The sequence below is a fragment of the Candidatus Methylomirabilota bacterium genome, from assembly GCA_036005065.1.
In the GTDB taxonomy this organism is placed as follows: domain Bacteria; phylum Methylomirabilota; class Methylomirabilia; order Rokubacteriales; family DASRDR01; genus DASYQW01.
On record DASYQW010000222.1, the window covers coordinates 1 to 19126 of the forward strand.

At 71.5% G+C, this 19126-nt stretch carries 21 protein-coding genes; 13 read left to right on the top strand and 8 right to left on the bottom strand.

What is annotated here, in order from left to right; translation table 11 throughout:
- Positions 1-3: 3 nt before the first annotated feature.
- The 3 genes from VGW35_16330 to VGW35_16340 form a co-directional block, all read right to left on the bottom strand.
- Positions 4-819, bottom strand: coding sequence for an SDR family oxidoreductase (locus VGW35_16330; protein HEV8309228.1), 816 nt, complete (start codon positions 817-819; stop codon positions 4-6).
- Between the two features lie 76 nt (positions 820-895).
- Positions 896-1270, bottom strand: coding sequence for a hypothetical protein (locus tag VGW35_16335; protein ID HEV8309229.1), 375 nt, complete (start codon positions 1268-1270; stop codon positions 896-898).
- Positions 1267-1965: a tetratricopeptide repeat protein gene (locus VGW35_16340; protein HEV8309230.1), complete on the bottom strand. Its 699-nt coding sequence runs from the start codon at positions 1963-1965 to the stop codon at positions 1267-1269. The genes VGW35_16335 and VGW35_16340 overlap by 4 nt, the downstream gene beginning before the upstream one ends.
- A gap of 109 nt (positions 1966-2074) precedes the next feature.
- Here VGW35_16340 and VGW35_16345 point away from each other — a divergent pair, with 109 nt between their 5' ends.
- Positions 2075-2803, top strand: a complete 729-nt coding sequence (locus VGW35_16345) for a molybdopterin-binding protein (GenBank protein HEV8309231.1) — start codon at positions 2075-2077, stop codon at positions 2801-2803.
- Positions 2804-2945: 142 nt separating this feature from the next.
- Here the strand turns inward: VGW35_16345 and VGW35_16350 are convergent, their stop codons facing one another.
- Positions 2946-3755: an alpha/beta hydrolase gene (locus VGW35_16350; GenBank protein HEV8309232.1), complete on the bottom strand. Its 810-nt coding sequence runs from the start codon at positions 3753-3755 to the stop codon at positions 2946-2948.
- A gap of 92 nt (positions 3756-3847) precedes the next feature.
- On the opposite strand from VGW35_16350, the gene VGW35_16355 reads away from it, so the two are divergent.
- The 4 genes from VGW35_16355 (at position 3848) to VGW35_16370 (ending at position 9605) form a co-directional block, all read left to right on the top strand.
- Entirely contained in the window at positions 3848-4240 is a 393-nt protein-coding gene (locus VGW35_16355) for a hypothetical protein (GenBank protein ID HEV8309233.1), read from the top strand.
- A 189-nt stretch (positions 4241-4429) separates the two neighbouring features.
- Positions 4430-5635, top strand: a complete 1206-nt coding sequence (locus VGW35_16360; protein ID HEV8309234.1) for a tetratricopeptide repeat protein — start codon at positions 4430-4432, stop codon at positions 5633-5635.
- A gap of 38 nt (positions 5636-5673) precedes the next feature.
- Entirely contained in the window at positions 5674-7626 is a 1953-nt protein-coding gene (locus VGW35_16365; GenBank protein ID HEV8309235.1) for a CsgG/HfaB family protein, read from the top strand.
- A gap of 47 nt (positions 7627-7673) precedes the next feature.
- On the top strand, positions 7674-9605 hold the full coding sequence (locus tag VGW35_16370; protein HEV8309236.1) for a protein kinase: 1932 nt from the start codon (positions 7674-7676) through the stop codon (positions 9603-9605).
- Positions 9606-9625: 20 nt separating this feature from the next.
- Here the strand turns inward: VGW35_16370 and VGW35_16375 are convergent, their stop codons facing one another.
- The 3 genes from VGW35_16375 to VGW35_16385 all read right to left on the bottom strand — a co-directional run bounded on the left by VGW35_16375 (position 9626) and on the right by VGW35_16385 (position 10896).
- The gene (locus VGW35_16375) at positions 9626-10051 is read right to left on the bottom strand and encodes a nuclear transport factor 2 family protein (protein HEV8309237.1); all 426 of its coding nucleotides are present in this window, start codon (positions 10049-10051) and stop codon (positions 9626-9628) included.
- Positions 10044-10403, bottom strand: coding sequence for a Rieske (2Fe-2S) protein (locus tag VGW35_16380; protein HEV8309238.1), 360 nt, complete (start codon positions 10401-10403; stop codon positions 10044-10046). The genes VGW35_16375 and VGW35_16380 overlap by 8 nt, the downstream gene beginning before the upstream one ends.
- Before the next feature lie 169 nt (positions 10404-10572).
- The gene (locus VGW35_16385; protein ID HEV8309239.1) at positions 10573-10896 is read right to left on the bottom strand and encodes a hypothetical protein; all 324 of its coding nucleotides are present in this window, start codon (positions 10894-10896) and stop codon (positions 10573-10575) included.
- Between the two features lie 150 nt (positions 10897-11046).
- Here VGW35_16385 and VGW35_16390 point away from each other — a divergent pair, with 150 nt between their 5' ends.
- From VGW35_16390 to VGW35_16405, 4 genes are all read left to right on the top strand, one after another.
- Positions 11047-11994 carry an ABC transporter ATP-binding protein gene (locus tag VGW35_16390; protein HEV8309240.1) on the top strand — a complete coding sequence of 316 codons (948 nt, stop codon included), beginning with the start codon at positions 11047-11049 and terminating at the stop codon, positions 11992-11994.
- Positions 11991-12800: an ABC transporter permease gene (locus VGW35_16395; GenBank protein HEV8309241.1), complete on the top strand. Its 810-nt coding sequence runs from the start codon at positions 11991-11993 to the stop codon at positions 12798-12800. The genes VGW35_16390 and VGW35_16395 overlap by 4 nt, the downstream gene beginning before the upstream one ends.
- Before the next feature lie 180 nt (positions 12801-12980).
- Positions 12981-14042: a hypothetical protein gene (locus VGW35_16400; protein ID HEV8309242.1), complete on the top strand. Its 1062-nt coding sequence runs from the start codon at positions 12981-12983 to the stop codon at positions 14040-14042.
- On the top strand, positions 14030-14461 hold the full coding sequence (locus tag VGW35_16405) for a hypothetical protein (protein HEV8309243.1): 432 nt from the start codon (positions 14030-14032) through the stop codon (positions 14459-14461). The genes VGW35_16400 and VGW35_16405 overlap by 13 nt, the downstream gene beginning before the upstream one ends.
- A 42-nt stretch (positions 14462-14503) precedes the next feature.
- Here VGW35_16405 and glp read toward each other — a convergent pair whose 3' ends face one another.
- Positions 14504-15697 (bottom strand): gephyrin-like molybdotransferase Glp, encoded by a 1194-nt coding sequence (gene glp, locus VGW35_16410; protein ID HEV8309244.1) that lies wholly within the window; start codon positions 15695-15697, stop codon positions 14504-14506.
- 73 nt (positions 15698-15770) lie between these two features.
- Between glp and VGW35_16415 the strand changes: the two genes are divergently transcribed.
- From VGW35_16415 to VGW35_16430, 4 genes are read left to right on the top strand one after another with little or no spacing between them, the layout of a single operon-like run.
- A complete protein-coding gene (locus VGW35_16415; protein HEV8309245.1) occupies positions 15771-16349 on the top strand; it encodes an RDD family protein in 579 nt (192 codons plus the stop codon).
- Positions 16346-17470 (top strand): XdhC family protein, encoded by a 1125-nt coding sequence (locus tag VGW35_16420; GenBank protein ID HEV8309246.1) that lies wholly within the window; start codon positions 16346-16348, stop codon positions 17468-17470. Before VGW35_16415 ends, VGW35_16420 begins: the two co-directional genes overlap by 4 nt.
- Before the next feature lie 27 nt (positions 17471-17497).
- Positions 17498-18169, top strand: a complete 672-nt coding sequence (locus tag VGW35_16425) for a DUF309 domain-containing protein (protein HEV8309247.1) — start codon at positions 17498-17500, stop codon at positions 18167-18169.
- A gap of 55 nt (positions 18170-18224) precedes the next feature.
- The gene (locus VGW35_16430) at positions 18225-19016 is read left to right on the top strand and encodes an SDR family oxidoreductase (GenBank protein ID HEV8309248.1); all 792 of its coding nucleotides are present in this window, start codon (positions 18225-18227) and stop codon (positions 19014-19016) included.
- The last annotated feature ends 110 nt before the right edge of the window (positions 19017-19126 follow it).

Consider the following 19126-nt stretch of genomic DNA (forward strand, 5'->3'; position numbering starts at 1 on the left):
GCCCTAGCCGACGATGTCTTCGCCGCCATCCACGCCCAGCACGTTCCCGGTCATCCAGTAGGTGCTGGAATGCGCGAAGGCGACGAGGGCGCGGGCGACATCCACGGGTGTCGTCAGGCGGCCACCGGGGTTCCGGGCCAGGGCGGCGGCCTTGATCTTGTCGGCGCCCGGGATCTTCTGGAGCGCCGGTGTGTCGGTCACGCCGGCCCGCACGGCGTTGACCGTGATCCCCCGAGGGGCCAGCTCCATGGCGAGCTGCCGAACGTGGGACTCGAGGGCAGCCTTGGCGCCGGAGACCGCGCCGTAGTTCGGGAGGACGCGGGCGCCGCCGCCACTCGTCATGGCGAAGACGCGACCTCCCGACCCCATGAGCCCGCGGACGACGATGTCCTGCGTCCAGTAGACGAGGGTGTGGGCCATCACGTCGAGGGTCATGTCCATCTGGTCCTTGGACACGGCTTCCTTGATGGGTTCGGCCAGGAACGGCTTGAGCGTGCCGAAGGCGAGCGAGTGGAGCAGGACCCGGAGCTGTCCCGGCTCACCGCGGGTCTCGAGATGGCGCTGGAGAGCGTCGAGCACCTCGGTCCGGCGGTCGGGGTCGGCGGCGTTGACGTTGAAGAACAGCGCCTCGCGGCCGCGCCGCCTGATCTCCCCGGCGATCCGCTCGGCGTTCGGGAGCGTCGCCTTGCGGTCGAGGTGGACACCGGCCACCGACATGCCGGCCTCGGCCAGGGCCAGGGCGGTCGCTTCGCCAAAGCCGGACGACGCGCCCAGGACCAGAGCCCAGCCGGACAGGTGGATCGGGGAGTCGGGGGTCATCGTGCTCGCCGCTCAGTCGCGCCATTCTACATCAGGCCCGCGCGTGCTGACAACGCAGAGGCGCCGGCGTGGAGGATCAGGTGAGGATACCGAGCAGCAACGCGAGAGCCACGAGGCCGATCCCGATCCACCGTCGCCGACGAAGCGCGACGGCGGCGATCACGCCGAGGGTGACGTGGAAGAGGGCGAGCCCCAGGTAGAAGTCGGTGAGCGCCATACCGGCCAGGTTCAACGCCACGAAGCCCACGCCGAGAGCCACCGGGACGCCGAGCAGGGGCGATCGGGCGCCCAGGCCGAGGGCGACGAGGCAGAAGAGGTCGGCGAGGAGCAGCCACCGCGTGGCGGTCGGGCCCGGGAGGAGCCAGGCGAGCCGATCGAGCCACGGGCGCGGCGGAAAGGCGTCGGTCGAGAGCGCCACCAGAAAGGTGAGGAGAGTCCCGGGCCGGATCACGGCCAGAGGCTTCGCGCGGCCAGCCGCCGCCGGAGCCAGCCGGCTCGCAGGCGCCACAGCCGCTCCTGGCGCCGCCTGAACCGTGGCGCGTCCCGGTAGACCCGGATGGCCTCGTCGAGCGCGGCCCGGGCCCGGCTCACCTGGTCGGTCGCGCGGTAGGCGCGGGCGAGTTTGTAGCGACCCTCCACGCTGGAAGCATGCAGAGCGGTGAACTCCTCGAGGTGAGGGACGGCCCGGGCGGCCTCGCCCCGCCGGAGGTGGTAATTGGCGAGCGCCAGATGCGGCTCCCCGTAGCGGAGCTTGGGATCGAGGGCGAGCGCCTGCTCGATGAGGGGGCGGCCACCCGCGAGGTCGCCGAGGCCCAGTCGAGCGGCGCCGAGGTAGTAGAGGACTTCGGGGGCGTCCGGCACGCGGGCGGCGGCCGCCTCCAGGTGTGGCAGGGCTCGGGCCGGCCGGCCCGCCTCGACCAGGAGGCGACCGAGGTCACTCTGGGCCGCCGCGTCGTGGGGGTTCGTGCGTACGGTCCGGTCGAGCTCCCGGATCGTTCGCCACCGCTCGAAGGCTTCTGGGATGCGGAAGAGTCGCCCGGTCAGGTACCCGTAGGTGCCGCCGGTGAGCAGGAGCACCACCAGGAGGGAGAGAAGGGGTTGCCCCGTGAGCCAGGACAGGACCGCCAGGAGGAGCAGCTTTTCCACGACCTGACGATACCGATCGACCCCCGGGTGCTGCAAGCGCACGCTGGCGACGCGTCGCCTTGCCCCGCCCGTCGCGCTCTGAGTACAATCACGCCTGACGGGTCGCAGCATGGCGAACACCGCCGGCATCATCCTGATCGGTAACGAGCTTCTCTCGGGCAAGGTCGTGGACGCGAATGCGACCTACCTCTGTCGTCAGTTCCGGGATCTCGGGGTAGACGTCCGCAAGGTCTCGGTGATCCCCGACGAGGTGGAGCTCATCGCCCGCGAGGTCCGCGAGTTCCACCAGGTCTACACCTGGGTCTTCACGTCGGGGGGCGTGGGCCCGACCCATGACGACGTCACGATCGAGGGAATCGCCCGGGGGCTCGGAGTCGGAGTGGTCCGGCACCCGGCTCTGGTTGCACGCCTCGGCCAGCTCTACCAGGGTAGGGTCAACGAGGCGCGCCTCAAGATGGCTGAGATCCCCGAGGGCGCCGAGCTGCTGGCCGAGGACGCCTTGATCGTGCCGGTGCTCGCCATCGAGAACGTGTTCATTTTCCCCGGCGTGCCCGAAATCTTCCGCCAGAAGTTCGACGCGATCAAGGAGCGCTTCCGCGAGCGCCCGTTCATCCTCCGGAGCGTCTACGTCCGGATTGGCGAGGGCACACTGGCCGAGCACCTGAACGCGATGCTGCGGGAGTTCCCCCAGCTCTTGTGTGGCTCCTATCCCGAGTTCTCGAACCCCGAGTACAAGGTCCGGGTGACGTTGGAATCGAAGGAGCCGGACTACCTCGAGCAGGCCCTCGCCTATCTCCTCGGCCGGCTGCCTGGCGAGGTCGTCGTCCGCATCCAGTAGATCATCAGAGGGGGCCTCTGCGGCCTCCGAAGCCTCCCCCAGGACCGTTGCGGCGGCAGAGCCGCCGCTCGGAGCGGACACCAACCCGCGCGGCTGGCCGAGCCCGGGCGCGTGGGTTGTCCGAGAGGCTCTCGGTCCGGGGTCAGCGTGCGTCCCAGCCCGGGACGTGGGTTGCCAGGAAGCGCTCCCAGACTTCCCAGTACGCCTCACCGCCGACCAGGAACGTGTCGTTGTGGCGGGCCCCCGCGATCCGGTGGAAGGCCTTGGGATCGGGGGCAGCCTCGAAGACGGCCCGCCCGTGCCGGAACGGCACAACTTCGTCGGCGTCGCCGTGGAGGACTAGAATGGGGGCGCGCACCTGGCCCATCCGGCCGAGGGTGTCGTAGCGGGTGCGGAAGAGGTAGCCCGCGCCGGGCAGGGTCAGATTGGCCATCGCCTGGACCGAGGTGAAAGGCGTTTCCAGAATGAGGGCCGCCGGCGGATCCTCGACGGCGAGGACCGCGGCGACGGCGGCGCCGAGGGAGCGGCCGAAATAGACGACGGGTTCGTCGCGCCGGAGCGCGTGACGGCGGAGCCAGGCTCGGAAGGCCCGGGCGTCGCGATAGGTCCCGGCTTCCGAGGGAACGCCCTGGCTCTCGCCGTAGCCCCGGTAGTCGAAGAGGAGGGTGCCCGCCCCGAGGCGGTCATGGAGAAGCCGGAGGTTCTCCACCCGGTGGGAGATGTTGCCCCCATTGCCGTGGCACCACAACACGGTCACCGGCCGCCGGCCCGGGACGTACCAGCCGTGGAGGCCGACGCCGTCCTCCGCGACCAGCCGGATCTCCTCGAAGGCGAGTCCGTAATCTCCCGGGGTTGCCTCGAGGCGACGTGTGGGGTAGTAGATAAAGGATCGCTCGACGGCGCTCCCGCACCCCGTGAGCAGAGCCAGGGTCGTGACGACGGCAGCCCGCACGCGGTCATTGTAGCCGAGCCGACCCGGAAAGGGGCAGCCCGCCCGCGGGCGCACGGGGGCCCGGGACACCGGGAGGCCGACAGGAGGTCGTCGTGACGCACACTATGAGGTGGACGGTGCTCTGGCTCCTCGTCGCCATCGCCGCGCTGACTCCCAGCCCGGCGTCGGCCCTCTGCGCCATCGAGGGCAAGCTCGAGATGGTCCGGCTGAACCTCGACGAGACACTCGCCTTCGTCGTGCACGTCCGGCAGCCGCGGGGCGTGGTGCCGAATGCCTTCCACGTCGAGCGGACGCCTAACGGCGGGCTGGGCGACATCCCCGTGCTCATCCAGCTCCTGAACCTGGCGAATCCTGACAAGGCGACGATTCTGGCTGTGGGCGATGCCGCGTCCTGTCCCGACGCCGCGGAGGTCGAGCGAGCCAGGGCCGACAACAAGGCGGCCTACTCGGGGCGTCTCCTCCGGGTGTTCGTCAAGTACCGCTGAGCCGCTGTGATGCATTTCTTGACATCCCCCGGATGCTCTCCGTAAACTAACCGGTCTGCAGTGAGACCCGGGAGGGCTTCCGTGGGCGCTCGGCCGAGATCCTGGAGGGTCATCCTCCGCCGGGACGCGCCCGGCGAGAGGGGGGCCCTTGCCCCGCGATACGGCGTCGCGGCCGCCTGGCGATCCCTCGTGGCCGGGGCGCTGCTGATCGGCTCCGGGTTTGTCTCCGCGGCCGACGCGACCCCCCTCAGCAAGCCCGAGGTCGTCAAGCTCATCCGGAAGAACGTCCAGGAGCGACGGCTGCTGGCCGTCGTGCGAGAGCTCGGAATCGACTTCAAGATGACCGCGGAGATCACGGACGAGCTCCGGGCCGCCGGCGCCACGCCGACGCTGGTTCAGGCGCTTCAGGCCCTCGCCTGGGGGGAGGGGACCGTCGCGCCCGGCGGGAGTCCCCCGGGCCTCCTGCCCTCGGCCCCGGCTCCTGCCGGCGCCGCGCCTCCGGCCTCCTCGGTCGCCGTGGCCCCCTCTCCCCCGGCGCCCGCTCCCGCCGCGGCCACAGCCTCGGTCCCCTCGGTCGCCGCCGCCCCCGTGCCGGCTCCCGCTCCGGCCGCCGCGCCTCCTCCGGCGCCGACCCCGCCCGCGACTGCCACCCGACCGGTGTCCAGCGAGGCCGAGGAGCCGCGGGAAGAGACGAAGCCGGGGCACCCTCTGGAGCCGCCGCCTGCCGCCGCCTTGCCCAAGGGGGCGGCCGAGACCATGGCCGCCCTGATTCTGGGACCGCCGCCACCGCCGCCGCCGCCCATTGCGTCACCGGCCCGGGTGCCCGTGATGACCACGGCCCTGCCACCGGCGGGCATCCCGGCGCCCGCGCCCACAGCCCCGGCTCCCGAAGCCCCGCCGGCGGCCGAGGCTCCCAGCCGGTGGGAGCTGGTGCGCCCGCTCCTCGAGAAGGCCCAGACGCTCGCCACCGAGGGCGACATTCGTGGCGCCCAGACGCTCGTCGTCAGGGCCATGGAAATCGACCCCGGCGAGCCGCAGGTCTGGAAGGCCTTCAAGGGGATCGAAGCCGACCTCCTCGCCCGCGCGGAGACGTTCCTGGCCGACGGCCAGCTTCCCCGCGCCCTCCGCGAGTTCCAGTTCGTGATCCGGGCCAACCCGGAGTCCGCCCTCGGGCACAACGGTGTCGGCCTCGCCCTCTTGCAGCTCAAGAACTACGACGAGGCGGTGGCGGCCTTCGAGCGAGCGCTCTCCCTCGACTCCGCGAACGCCCGGTATCGGCAGGCGCTGACGCGGGCGCGAAGCCTGCAGAGGGCCTCCAAGGCGCTCGAGCGGACCGGGCAGGAGAACCTGAAGGAGATGCTCGGCGACCAACCCGGGAAGAAGAAAGGACCCTGACGATGGCGAGGTGGCGGACACACAGCCGAGTCGGGCTCGTGGCGATAGTGGCGCTCTGGCTGGCGGGATGTGCCGCCGGGGGAGCGGACTTCGAGCTGGGGCAGAAGTTATCGGGCCAGCAGAAGTGGGATGAGGCGATCCGCGCCTACGAGCAGGCCCTGCAGAAGGAGCCCGACAACGCCCAGTACAAGACCGCGCTGGCCCAGACGCGCGCGGGCGCCGCTCAGGAGCAGCTTCGGGGCGCCACCGCGGTGGCCGGCGCGATGAATCGGCTCCCCGAGATCGACCAAGGACTGGCGGCGGTGGAGCGCGCGCTCAAGTACGATCCGGGACACGCTCCGTCCCTCCAGTTCCAGGCGACGCTGCGCGAGCGTCGAACGGCGCTGGCTCGCCAGGTCGAGCAGCTTCTCGCCGAGGGGCGCGGGAACGCGCAGCGCGAGGAATGGGCGGAGGCCGAGCAGGCCGCCGTCCGGGCGCTCGCCATCGACCCCGGCAATGCGGTCGCCACCCGCCAGCGGGCGGAGGCGATCCGGGGGGCGATCGACCGAAGCCTCCGGCTGGCGACCCAGGCGGAGGCCGCCGAGGAGTGGCGTGAGGCGGCGCGGCACCTGGAGGAAGCGCTCGGGCGCGATCCGTCGAACGAGGGGATCCAGTCGCGCCTGAAGACGGCTCGCGAGCGCGACAGCCTCGCCTACTACATGGGTCGCGCCAGCCGGCTGGAGGCGGAAGGCCAGCCCGAGAAGGCCTTCTGGTTCCTGCGGGCCGCGGCCAAGTACTGGCCCAACGACGTGCGTCTCCGCGACAGCATGGAACGGGTGGCCCGAGAGGGACGCCGACGGTACTACGCGGAGGCCCTCCGGCGCGCGGAGAACGACGACTGGGGTAAAGTCTACGCGGCCCTCGGGCAGTCGCTGCAAGCCTTCGGCCCCGCCGCCGGCGTCGACTCCCAGCTCCGCGGGGTGACCCGGGAGCTGACGGCCAAGCTCTACGAGCGGGCCCTCGAATTCGAGAACCAGAAGATGTGGGGCAACACGTTTCTCTGGTTCCAGACCCTCCAGCAGGTCGATCCGCTCTATCGCGACGTCGCGAACAAGGTCGAGCAGACGCGCGAGAAGCTCCTGGATCGGGCATCCTTGAAGATCGCCGTGCTCGAGCTGGAGGCGCCCAAGGCGGCGCCCGACGCGGGGTCGATCGTCTCGGGCAGCATCGTGACCAATCTCTTCAAGCTCGGGCGGAAGGATTTCCGGGTGATCGAGCGGGAGGCGCTCCAGTCGATCATCAAGGAGATCTCGATCGGCCAGGCCGGCGTCCTCGACGTGGAGACGGCCAAGGAGATCGGGAAGATCGCCGGCATCGACGTCATCCTCGTCGGACGCGTGCTGCAGTACAAGGTGGACCAGAACGAAGCCGAAGGGCGGAAGACGGTCACGGTCCAGGTGGGGTCGCGGACGGTCCCCAACCCCGCCTACGAGATCCACCTCGCCCAGGTCCGCGAAGGGCGGAAGAAGGCTGCGGACGGGGTGCCGCCCCAGACCATCCAGGAGCCGGTCCACCAGCTGTTCACCTATCGCGTGGGCACGGTGACGGCGGTCGGCTACGTGAGCGTGTCCTTCCGGCTGGTCGGAGTCGAGCGCGGCGAGATCCTCCTGGCCGAGAAGATCGACGAGCAGGAGACCTTCAAGCAGGACTTCTCCGAGGGCGTCGAGGCGGCCGGCATCCAGGCGGTGGCGAAGAACGCGCCCATTCCGACCGAAGTGCTCAACCGGGTCACCGAGAAGGTCGTGGTCAACATCGTCCGGCTGATCGCCAGGCACTACGGCAGCCGGCAGGAGTACTACCTGAACGCGGGCCGCGAGCTTCAGCGGCGACGGCAGTTCACCCGGGCGGTCGAGGAATACATGAACTGCACCGCGAGCGCGGAGCTGGAGCGGACCGGGGAGCAATTCGCCGCTCTCGCCAAGAATCACATCGAGGACCTCCTGCGCCAGTAGGGGCCCGGGGCGGACCGCCAGGTGAGCCCCGCGAGCACGAGGTTCCGGTGAGCGGCGCCCCCGAGCGCATCGGCAAGTACCGCGTCCTCGAGCCCCTCGGCCGCGGGGGGATGGGCGCCGTCTACAAAGCCCACGACCCGCAGCTGGACCGACTGGTCGCGATCAAGGTCATGGCGGAGGGCGCGGACGTCGGGGTCGAGGCCCGCGAGCGCTTTCTCCGCGAAGCCCAGTCGGCGGCCCGCCTCAATCATCCGCACATCATCACGGTCTACGAGCTCGGGGAGGACCAGGGACAGATCTTCATCGTCATGGAACTCCTGGAGGGTGAGCCCCTCTCGCGAGTCGTCGACCGCACGCCCCCGCTGCCGCTGCGACAGAAGCTCAACCTGATGATTCAGATCTGCTCGGGGCTGGCCTTCGCCCATCAGCGTGGAGTGGTCCACCGCGACATCAAGCCGGCGAACATCTTCGTGCTGCGGAGCGGTCAGGTGAAGATCCTCGACTTCGGGATCGCGCGCCTGCAAACCTCCGAGCTCACCCGCACGGGCCTGGTGATGGGTACTCCCAACTACATGTCCCCCGAGCAGGCACGGGGCCGGCGGACGGATGCCCGGTCGGACATCTTCTCGGTAGGGGTCGTGTTCTATGAGCTCCTGTCCGGGCAGAAGCCGTTCGGGGGCGAGGACTACTTCGAGACGATGGAGAAGGTGCGCTCGGAGCCGCCGCCTCCGCTCGAGGAGCTGGCGCCGAGCCTGCCGCCGGCCCTGGTTCGCGCGGTGAGCCGCGCCCTCGCCAAGGATCCCGCGGCCCGCTATCAGAGCCTCGACGCGCTCCGCGCGGACCTGGAGGTGGTGCTGGATCTCGTCCCGGCCGAGACCCCCACCGACCTGCGCGAGGAGGTCGACCGGAAGTTCGCGGAGGTCATGCGGCTCCACCGAGTGCTGGTGGCGGCGGTCGGGGCGGCCGCGCTGGGCGAGGAGACGCTCCCGCTGGCCGAGCCCCACCTCTCGGACGCGGGCCTCACGACGATCCTGCGGGATCTGGAGAGTCAGGCCGAGCGGCTGCGCGGCTTCGCGCGCACTGTCGAGAGCCTGGAGCCGAAGGTGGCCCGCGGGATCGCGGCGTTCGAGCGCGGCGCGTTCGACGAGGCGGTCGCGGAGCTGGACGCTGTCCTCCGGGAGGTCCCCCAGCACCAGCGCGCCCGCGATTACCGCGACCGGGCGCGGCTCGAAGAGTTCCGCGAGCGCACGGTCAGAACCCTGGGGCCGACGCGGGGCGCCCCGCAGCCAGGGTCCGAGCGACCGACGGTGGTGGCGGGGCCCCGGCTCACCCCGCGCGAACCGGCCGGCGCCATCGCCGTGGCGACGCCGCCCCCGCGCCCGCTCACCGAGGGGGGGCCGCGGAGCGACACCACTCCGTCGATCGCCGACGCGACCCGCTCGGTCTCCGACCGGCGGGGGCGCCTCGTCCTGGCGGGAGTGGCGCTGGTGGCAATCCTCGGAGGCGGGGCCTTTCTCTACCGCTTCCCGAGCCCCCAGGGCGGGAGCGCGCCCTCGGCGCCGGCGGCGCCCGTTCAGCCCCCCGTCGTGGCGTCTCCGCCCTCCCCGCCCGCGCCGGCTGCCCCCGCGCCCGCGGCACCCGCCGAAAGCCGGCCGGCGCCGGCGCCCGCCCCTCAGGCTCCGCGGCCGACACCGCCGCCGGCCGCATCCAAGCCGCAGCCGGCGCCGGCCGGGAAGCCCGCCGCCGCAGCGCCGGCGCCCGGCCAGGGGTCGCCGGCCAGGCCGGCCGAGAGCCGGCTCACGGCGGACCAGCGACAAGCGGTGGCCGACTACCTCGAGCTGGCCCAGTTCCACCGGGAGCGGGGCGACAACCAGCGGGCGCTGAGCGAGTACCAGCGAGCGCTCGAGATCGATCCGGAGAACGTCCAGGCGCGAAAGGGCAGGGCCGAGGTCGAGCAGGCGTTGAAGGCCAGGCGCTGATCCTGCACGTGACACCCGGGTCAGGAGGTATCGGTCTCCGTCTCCGACGCGCCGGGCGCCGACAGGATGTGCGAGGCGTGGTGGTGAACCATGAGCCAGTCGTCGCCGTGGCGCTCGAAGACGTTGGTGGCGAGGATGGCGGTCACTGAAAGGTTCCCGCGGGCCTCGGACAGGATGTTCTCGGTGCAGATGACCCACGCGACGTCGCCGCGGACCTCCACTTGCACGTCTGTCACGGTGAAGCGCATCTCCAGGGTATTCCGGAAGATCGCGTCCCAGGAGTCACGGACTGCCTCCCAGCCCACCAGGCGCGGCCACCCCGGGTGGACGCAGGCCACGTGCGCCCCGTGGGCCCAGAGGGGCTCCATCTCGGCCAGGCTCAGGCTCTCGAAGGCGCGGTAGAAGCGCTCGTTCGCCGTCCGGACGGCGTCGACTTCCTCAGCCATCGCCCGACGGGTCTGCCGAGACGATGACGCGATCCTCGACGACGCGGACGGCGAGGGTGTAGAGGCTCCCGCCTCCGCACGGTCCGCCCGCGCAGTGTCCCGTTTCGGGCGCGTACAGCGCGCCGTGGGTCGCGCAGATGAGCAGACGGCCGTCGTCGGTGAAGAACTCGTTGGGCCACCAATCCAGCGGCGTGCCCGCGTGGATACAATGGTTGACGTAGGCGTAGAAGCGCCCTTCGAAGTTGACGACGAACCCCTCGACGCGCCGCCCGCGCCAGACCAGCGGGAACTTGGCGGAGGCGCCCGGCGGAATCTCATGCGTCGCCGCGGACCACTCGGTAGGCTCGGTCATGGCGTGCGTCCGATCATCCTAACAGGGTGGGAAGGGGAGGCACAACCCGCGCGCCCGGCCAACGGGGGCCGGCCGGTTGCGCTTCCACCTCCGAGCGCGGGCTTGGCCCGCGCCACCTATCCTGGGGGTGGGCGTGGGAGGGGGCCGTCGAGGCCCCCTCGCATTTTGCCTAGCGGTGGCAGCCGGGGAGGAGCTCGGTGAAGTCGACGGTCGGGACTTCCAGGATGCCGCCCTGGACCGCCAGGTCTCCGGGGGCCGGCAGGCCAAGGCTCAGCCCGGCTCCGGGGGAAGCGGCGGCCGGCATCGCGGGGCGGCTGACCGTCGGCGGCGGCGGTTCCGCGGGTCGGGCACTGGCATAAAGCCAGCCGCCCGCCGCCGCGATGGCTGTCCCGACCAGCGCCCCCGCGGCGTGGACCAGCTGGCGGCGCTGCCGCCGGGTGAGGCGAGAGCGCCGGCTCGATCCCTCGGGGCGTCGCGGGCGTGTCGGCTTCATCCGGGACAGGGTGCAGCAAGAAGAATGCCGACGGCATTGCCGCGCCAGCGCCACCGAGCCGGCTGGGGCGTGCGAAGCTTTTTCCGGCGCCCGGCAGGTCCTACCGCACCGGCCCGGGGGCGGCCAAATCGCGTGTGGTAGAGTGGCCCCGTGGGGACCCCGCGGCACACCGTCGAGGTCCGGGAACTGGAGAAGATCTTTCGGGCGCCGTGGCCGCGCCGCCATCGCCAGGTCGCCCTTCGGGGCGTGTCATTCGCGGTGCCGGAGGGGGCCATCTTCGGGATCCTGGGGCCGAATGGGGCCGGCAAGACGACCCTCCTGTCGATCCTGGCCACCCTCCTCCTGCCCGATCGGGGTGAAGCCCGGGTGCTCGGTCTCGACGTCGTTCGCGACGCCCGCCGGCTACGGGAACGGATCAACATGGCCTCCGGCAGCACGTCCTTCCTCTGGAGCCTCACCCCGCGCGAGGTGCTCGACGTGACGGGACGCACCTATGGCCTCGCCCGGGCGGCGCGGGCGCGTCGCGTGGCGGCCCTCCTCGAGCAGTTCGAGCTGGCGGCGTTCGCCGACGTGCCCTACAACGAGCTGTCCACCGGCCTCAGGCAGCGCCTGGCCCTCGCCAAGGCATTCGTCAACGATCCCGAGCTCCTGATCCTCGACGAGCCCACCGTCGGGCTCGACCCCGACGTCGCGGTGCGAGTCCGCGAGGAGATCGCCGCCCTCCGGCGCGTTCGGGGAATGACGATCCTGCTGTCGACCCATTACATGCGCGAGGCCGAGCAGCTCTGCGACGACATCGCCTTCCTCCGGAACGGGGCGATTCTGGCCCGCGGCGACGCCCAGAGCCTCAAGCGGCAGATCTTCATGGGCGACCGCATCCTGCTGAGCGTCGAGGGTGAGGGGTGGACGGGCATCGGGCGACTGCCGGGCGTCCTGGCGGTGCGGAGCGAGGTGAGCCGGGTCGAGGCCCTGGTGGACGACGCCCGGAAGCGGCTCCCCGAGATCCTCCGGCACCTCATGGAGCAGGGAGTGCCGGTCACCGACGTGAGCGTGGCCGAGCCCAGCCTGGAGTCGGTTTTCATCGAGCTCGCCCGATGAATCGCCGGCGCGTGGCCTGGCAGCGCGAGCTCACCAAGACCTCGGCGTTCTTCCGGAAGAACTGGCTGATGAGCCGCCGGAACGTCATGACCGTCTTCGAAGTGGTCTTCTGGCCGGTGGTGACCCTGCTCTCGGTGGGGTTCATGACCACATTCCTCAGAGTGGGGCCGGACGCGACCGTGTTCGTCCTGGTGGGAACGCTAGCCTTCTCCATCGTCCAGGTCTGTCAGCTGGATGTCGCGTACGCGGTCATGTTCGACATCTGGGCCAAGAGCGTCAAGCACCAGTTCCTCGCGCCGGTCGAGCCCTGGCACATGGCGGTGGGGGCCTGGCTGATGGGCGTGGTACGGGGGCTCGTCGTGTTCGCCCTGATGGGAAGCGTGAGCCACTGGGCCTTCGGCGTGAGCCTCCTCGCCCCCGGGTGGGCACCGGCTGCCGGGTTCGTCCTCGGCCTCCTCCTTTCGGCCGCGGGAGTGGGGCTCCTGGTGGTGACCGTGCTCCTGCTCTTCGGCGTCCACGCGGAGGTCACCGCCTGGTCCGGGGTGAGCCTGGTGCTCCTCCTCTGCGGCATCTACTACCCGGTCTCGATGCTGCCGGGGCCGCTCGCCGGCATCGCGGCAGGCATCCCGCTCACGTACTTCCTGGAGGGATTCCGGGCCTACTACGGCTTTCCGCCGGTCTTCCCGAATGCCTGGAGCCGGGGCTTCGGGCTCGCCCTCGCCTACATCGTCGTGGGCTACGGAGCCTTTCGATGGGCCGTGACGCGGTCTCGGCGGACCGGGATGCTGCTCAAGCTGTCAGACTGAGGCCGCACTCGACGTCGCTACCTCGCCACGGCTACAGGGTTTCCCGCAGGGGTCCGTGGCAAATTTCTTGACACCGAAGCGCTGGGGTCCCTAGAGTTACGCTGAAGGCAAGGGGGTTTAGCCAACCTTATGGGTTGGCACTGATTTAGCAGAAGCCGTGGGCAAGGGAGAAAAGCTGACATGGATGGGACCCTCTGGCGAGTCTTCTGCGGTCTGGCCGATCGAGCTCGAGTCCGCCAGGTTCCCCCTCCCACCCTGGTGTCGTGCGGGACGAGTCCCCTCGGAGAGGATCTCTGCCTCGACCCGCGGTCGGCTACCGACCCCGAGTGGTTCTACCCGGCCCCGGGCCCCATCAACCCCGACGTCTGGGAGACGGTCGACGAGGCGGAGGGGGTGGAGGTCGAGTCTCTGGCCTTCCAGAGCTCCGCACCCTTCGGGATCTCGGCCAACGATCGCGTGGTCGTCCGGTTCTATCGTCCTGCCCATCAGCCCATCCGGTGGGCGCTCCTGGTTCTCCACGGGATCTGGCGCCAGGACCAGGAGTTCGAGGACCGCCTCTGTCGGGATCTCGCGCGCCACGGGGTCGCGAGCGCGTTGATGTCGCTGCCGTTTCACTGGGAGCGTGCCCCGAACAAAGCCCCGAGCGGCGCCTACTTCCTCTCCAGCGACCCCCTGTGGACGTCAGCCGCCTTCCGCCAGGCGATCATCGATGCGCGGGGCGTAGTCGGTCTGCTCCGGGGCCGCGGGGTTCCGGTCGGCGTCATCGGGTTCAGCCTGGGGGGGATCATCGCCCACATCCTCATGGCGGTCGAGCCGTTCGACCTCGGGGTATCGGCGCTCGCCGGCGGCGACACGGCGGGCATCGTCTGGGAAAGCATGCTGACGCAAGCCTATCGCCGCGCGATGGAGGCTCGCGGGATCACGCTGGCGCGCCTCGCGGCCCTCTGGGCGACCGGGAACGCCACGCTCTATGCCACACGGGTCCAGGCCGCCCGCCTGCTGATGCTGAACGCGCGCTACGATCGCCTCGTCCCGCTCCACTTCACCCTGGAGCTCTGGCGCGCGCTGGGCGAGCCGCCGATCCGCTGGCTGTCGGCCGGGCACATCACCGCGTTCCTTTTCCGACAGACCATCGCTGGCGAGATTCTCGGAGCGATGGGATTGCCGCGGACTGCCGAGGCGCCGGGGCGTTTCCGGATCCCTCCCGTCCTGGTCAGACGCGAAGCCCGGTGGGCGGCCTGAGGCGGCGTCGGCGCCGCCAGCCGCCCTCAGCCTGCCGGTACGGCGTCCTTCGGATCCTCGCCCTGGCGGCGATCCTGGCCCTGCTGCCCGCCCCCGGGCTCGCGCAGCGGGCCCTGCGCTACTCCGGCAAGGTCGAGCGAGTCGACTTGGGTGATGGCCGGGTCGTCGTGGAAGAGCTGGCGGAAAAGGGACAGCGGCGCCGCCACGAGGTCTACGTCGATCGCGACACCCCGATCGTGAGCGCGGTGCGCCTCCGTGCCTGGGAAATGCGGGGGCGGGGAGCGTACGACGAGGTGCCGGTGACGCTGGCTGATCTCCTGGCGGGCGACTTCGTCGTCGTGGAGTCAACGGAGGAGGGGGATCGCCCCGTGGCTCGACGCATCACGATCGTGGAGAGCGTCCGGCGCCCGAGGCCCTGATCGTCGGCGACGCCACGCGGTCGCCTCAGGGTGGCTCGAGGCTCACAAGGGCTCGACGAGCACCGACTCGCCTGGCTTGACGTCTCCGCGCGACTCCTCGAGGATGACGAGGCAGCTCGCCGCCACCATCGAGGAGAGAATGCCCGAGCCCTGGGGCCCCGTGGTCGAGACCTCCCAGCCCCTCCCGGTGTAGGTCAGGATGCCGCGTTTGAACTCGCGCCGCCCCACCCTCTTTCGCATCGACTCGGCGGCCACCGCCGTGAACTGGCGCGGCTCGAGCTCCCGGCGTCCCGCGAGCTTCCAGAGGGCCGGGCGGACGAACAGGAGAAAGCACAGCATGGATGCCACGGGGTTGCCCGGCAGCCCGAAGAAGTGGCTCTCGCCGATCTTCCCCACCGCCAGGGGTCGGCCCGGCTGCATCGCCACCTGCCAGAACTCGACGCCGCCGATCTCGGCCAGGACGTCCTTGACGAGATCGTAGACTCCGACCGACACGCCACCCGAGGTGAGGACGACGTGGGCCGCCTCCGCCGCCTCGAGGAGGCGCGCGCGCAGGATGTCCCGAACGTCCGGCACGATGCCGAGGTCGATGGAAACGCCGCCGGCCGCCTCCACGAGTCCGTGTAGCGAGAAGCGGTTGGCGTCGTAGATCTGGCCGGGCTTGCGGGGCAGCCCGGGCTCCACCACCTCGTCGCCGGTGGAGAGCAGGGCGACGCGGGGCCGGTCGTGGACCCAGGTCTCCGGAAGACCAAGCGAAGCGAGGAGGCCGAGCTCCTGGGGCCGGAGCACCGCGCCACCGGCGATGACCACGGCGCCCGTCCGGACGTCCTCGCCGCGCGCGCGGACGTTGGCCCCCGGCTCGACGGCCTCCGGGAGCACGGCATCGCCATCCCGCTCGGCAACCTCCTGCGGCACCACGGTGTCGGTGCCGGCCGGCATCGGGGCGCCGGTCATGATGCGGAGCGCCTCACCCGGACCCACGGTCCCGGCGAACGCCGAGCCGGCGGGCAGGTCACCCACCACCCGGAGTCGCGCGCGTCCGCCGGGCCGGAGGTCCCCCGCTCGGACGGCGTAGCCATCGACTGCCGAGTTGTCCGCGGGCGGCACGTCGAAGGGGGCTGCGACGTCGCGGGCCAGCACCCGTCCGAGGGCCTGCTGGAGTGGGACCGCCTCGGGCCCGAGAGGGCGGACGACCTGGGCAAGGATGTGGGCCAGAGCCTCGGCGACGGAGATCATGGTGCAGACGGTATTATACCGGCCGGGCAGGGCCCGAGACGCCTCCGGTCGGCTCTGTTATAGTGGCGGGGCGATGGGCGCCGGCGGGCTTCTGGATGTCGGCGAGACGCCACCACCATCCGCCCGGGAGCGGCCGCCGGACGCGGCAACGACCGGGCCGGTCGGGCTGCGGTCCCGGACGGAGGCGGCCGGGCCACGACCGGCCGGCTTCTGGCGGCGCACGTTTGCGCTGGCCGCGGACGTCGTCGTCGTGTGGGGGCTGCTCGTGGTCGGCGACTTCCTGGCGGTGCCGCTCGCAAGGTGGCCGCTCCTCGAGCGGGCTTTCGAGGCCGCCTACATCCTGGTGGTACCCGCCGCGTACTTCATCCTCATGCACGGCACCGGCGGACGGACCCTGGGCAAGATGCTCGCCGGCGTCCGCGTCGTCGCCGAGAGCGGTGAGGCGATCGGCTACCCCCGCGCGCTCGCGCGTCAGGCGGCGTGGGTTCTCTCGACGATTCTCTTCCTCGTCGGCCACCTGGCCGTTGCGGTGCGCCGGGACAAGCGCGCCCTTCACGATCTGGTCGCGGGCACGCGCGTGATCCGGGGCCCCCGAGAGCAGACCCTTGCCCCGAGTCGAACCGACGATGCTGCTATGATGAGAGCACCATGAGCGTAGACATCCTGCGGGAAGCATGGCAGCGGGTCTCGATCGGAGAACGGGTGGCGCTGGCCACGCTCGTGGCAACCCGGGGCTCGACGCCGCAGAAGGTCGGAGCGCGGATCCTCGTGCGGGGCGACGGAGGCTCGCTCGGCACGCTGGGGGGTGGCGCCGTCGAGGCGGAGGCGGTGCGCGAGGCGGCGGCGCAGCTGGGCTGGGGCGAACCCGTCTTGCGGGAATACGCGCTCTCCACGGGCACCGACGAGTGGGGACTCGCCTGCGGCGGGACGATGGTGGTCTTCATCGAGTCGCTCGCCGAGGAGGCTCTCGGGTGGCTTCGGGCGGTGACCGAGGCGAGCGGGAGCGGCGGTGAGCCGCTCGCGCTGGTGACGGTGGTCGAGGGGCCGCAGGCCGGCCGGCGCCTGCTGGTCCGGGAAGGGGACCCGCCGGAAGCGCCCGGCGAGCCGGGCCTCGAGCGAGCGGCGGCGGAGCTCGGGCGGCGTGTTCTGGGGGAAGAGCGCGCCGAGCTGATGTCGATCGAGAGCGTGCGTCTCTACGCGGAGGCCTTCGCCCCCGATCCGGCTCTCGTGATCGTGGGAGCCGGACACGTCGGCAAGGCCCTGGCGACCCTCGGAAAGTTTCTTGGCCTCCGGGTCACGGTCGTGGACGATCGCGCGGAGTACGCGAGCCGCGGGCGCTTCCCGGAGGCGGACGAGGTGCTCGCCGGGCCCGTCGGCGAGACACTCGGCACCATCGCGGTGAGCGCGCGGACGGCTATCGTCGTCGCCATGCGCAACCACGACCTCGATTTCGAAGCGACGGCGGCCGCGGTCCGGACCCCGGCCCGGTACGTGGGCCTCATGGGCTCCCGGCGCAAGGCGATCCTCGTCGCGGAGCGGCTGCTGGCCGACGGTGTTCCGCCTGATCGGGTGCGGGCGCTCCGGAGTCCCATCGGTCTCGACATCGGCGCCCGCACGCCCCAGGAGATCGCCCTGTCGATCCTGGGGGAGTGGATCATGCTCCGGCAGGGCGGGCGTGGCACGCCGCTTCAGCTCGGCGAGGAACTCTTCGCCAAGGCGGCGGGCCGGACGACGGTGGCCACGCCGAGCGCGACGGGCGGCGGCGATCGCTGAGCGCCCCCGCGCGCCGGACGCCGTCGCGTGGCACTTCCCCTCGGACTCCGTAATCGCCTGGCCGAGCTGATCCTCGACGCTTTCGACGACGTCTCGGCCCGCGAGACGCTCGGGGCCCTGGTGCGGTTCTGCGGCAGCGAGGAGGGGCGGCTTCGGCCCGAGGACGCGACCCGGCTCCTGACGCTCGGCTGGTTCGAGAGAGCGGGCCCGGATCGCCTGCGGCTTCGGGGCGCTCACCAGATGTACCGGCCGGCGCTGTGCGGACGGGTGGCGGCCGCCACGTCGATGGTCGCCGAGGGCGCCGGCGGTGAGGCGGGCGGGAGCCAGGCGGGCCTGCTCGGCCGGGCTGCGCGGCTTGCCGACGCGGGGCTCTACTTCGAGGTGCACGAGCTGCTGGAGCCCGCCTGGATGCGCGCGGAGGGCCTCGCGCGAGTGGCGTTGCAGGGACTCATCCAGGTCGCGGTCGCCTTCCACCACGCCCAGCAGGGGAACCATCCTGGCGCACGCTCGCTGCTGGCGGAGGGTCTCGCCAAGCTCACCGCCGCCCGGGGCGCCCTCCCGCTGGACACGGAGGCCTGGGAGCAGTCCCTTGGCGGCGTCCGCGACGCGCTCGAGGCCGGTCAGCCTCCACCCCCCGCCTCACCCTGGCCGCGCCCGCGGACGACATCGCCGACGGAGTCGGCATGGCGCTGCTCCTGACGAGACCTGCTGGAGCAGGGGAGCTCGGTATCACCGAACCAGAACGGAGGGCGGCGTGGAGCTCGGACTGAACGGACGGGTGGCGCTGGTGACCGGGGGATCCAAGGGCATCGGCCGCGCCTGCGCGGCCGGCCTGGCGGCCGAGGGATGCCGGCTGGCGCTCTGCGCGCGGGGCGCCGAAGGGCTCGAGCGAGCGGCGGCCGAGCTTCAGGCCAAGGGAGCGGAGGTCCTGACGGTGGCGGCCGATCTGACCGAGGCCGACGCGGCGCGCCGCGTGGTGGCGGCTGCGATAGGCCGATTCGGGCGCCTGGACATCCTGGTCAACAACGCGGGCGCCATCCGAGGTGGCGACTTCCTGACGACGCCCGCCGAGCAGTGGGCCGATGACTGGCGACTGAAGGTCCTCGGCTACGTGCGGATGGCCCAGGCCGTCCTCCCCCACATGCGGGCGCGCCGCTGGGGGCGCATCATCAACGTGATCGGCGCCGCCGCCCGGAACCCGACTCCCACCTACATGGCGGGCGGCATCGCGAACGCCGGGCTGATCAACTTCACGCGGGCCCTGGCCGATCTGGCCGCCCGGGACCAGATCCTGGTGGCGGCGGTCAGCCCGGGCGCCACGGCCACCGAGCGGTGGGACAGCCTGGTCGCCCGGCAGGCGCAGGCCCAGGGACGATCCCCGGAAGACCTCCGGGCCGAGGTCGAGCGGGCCCAGCCGCTCGGGCGGATCGGGCGACCGGAGGACGTGGCGGATCTCGTGGTCTTCCTGGCCTCGGAGCGTGCGAGCTTCCTCACCGGTCTCAGCATCACCGTGGACGGCGGCGCCAGCCGAGGGGTCTACCTTTAAGTGTTTGTCCGAAAATGGGCCTTGACACCGCTCGGGCGCCCGAGTAGGGTGTAGCGGCCAAGGGTCACCTTTGGCGCATTCGCGTAGAGTGCCCTCAAAGAGGCCCGACT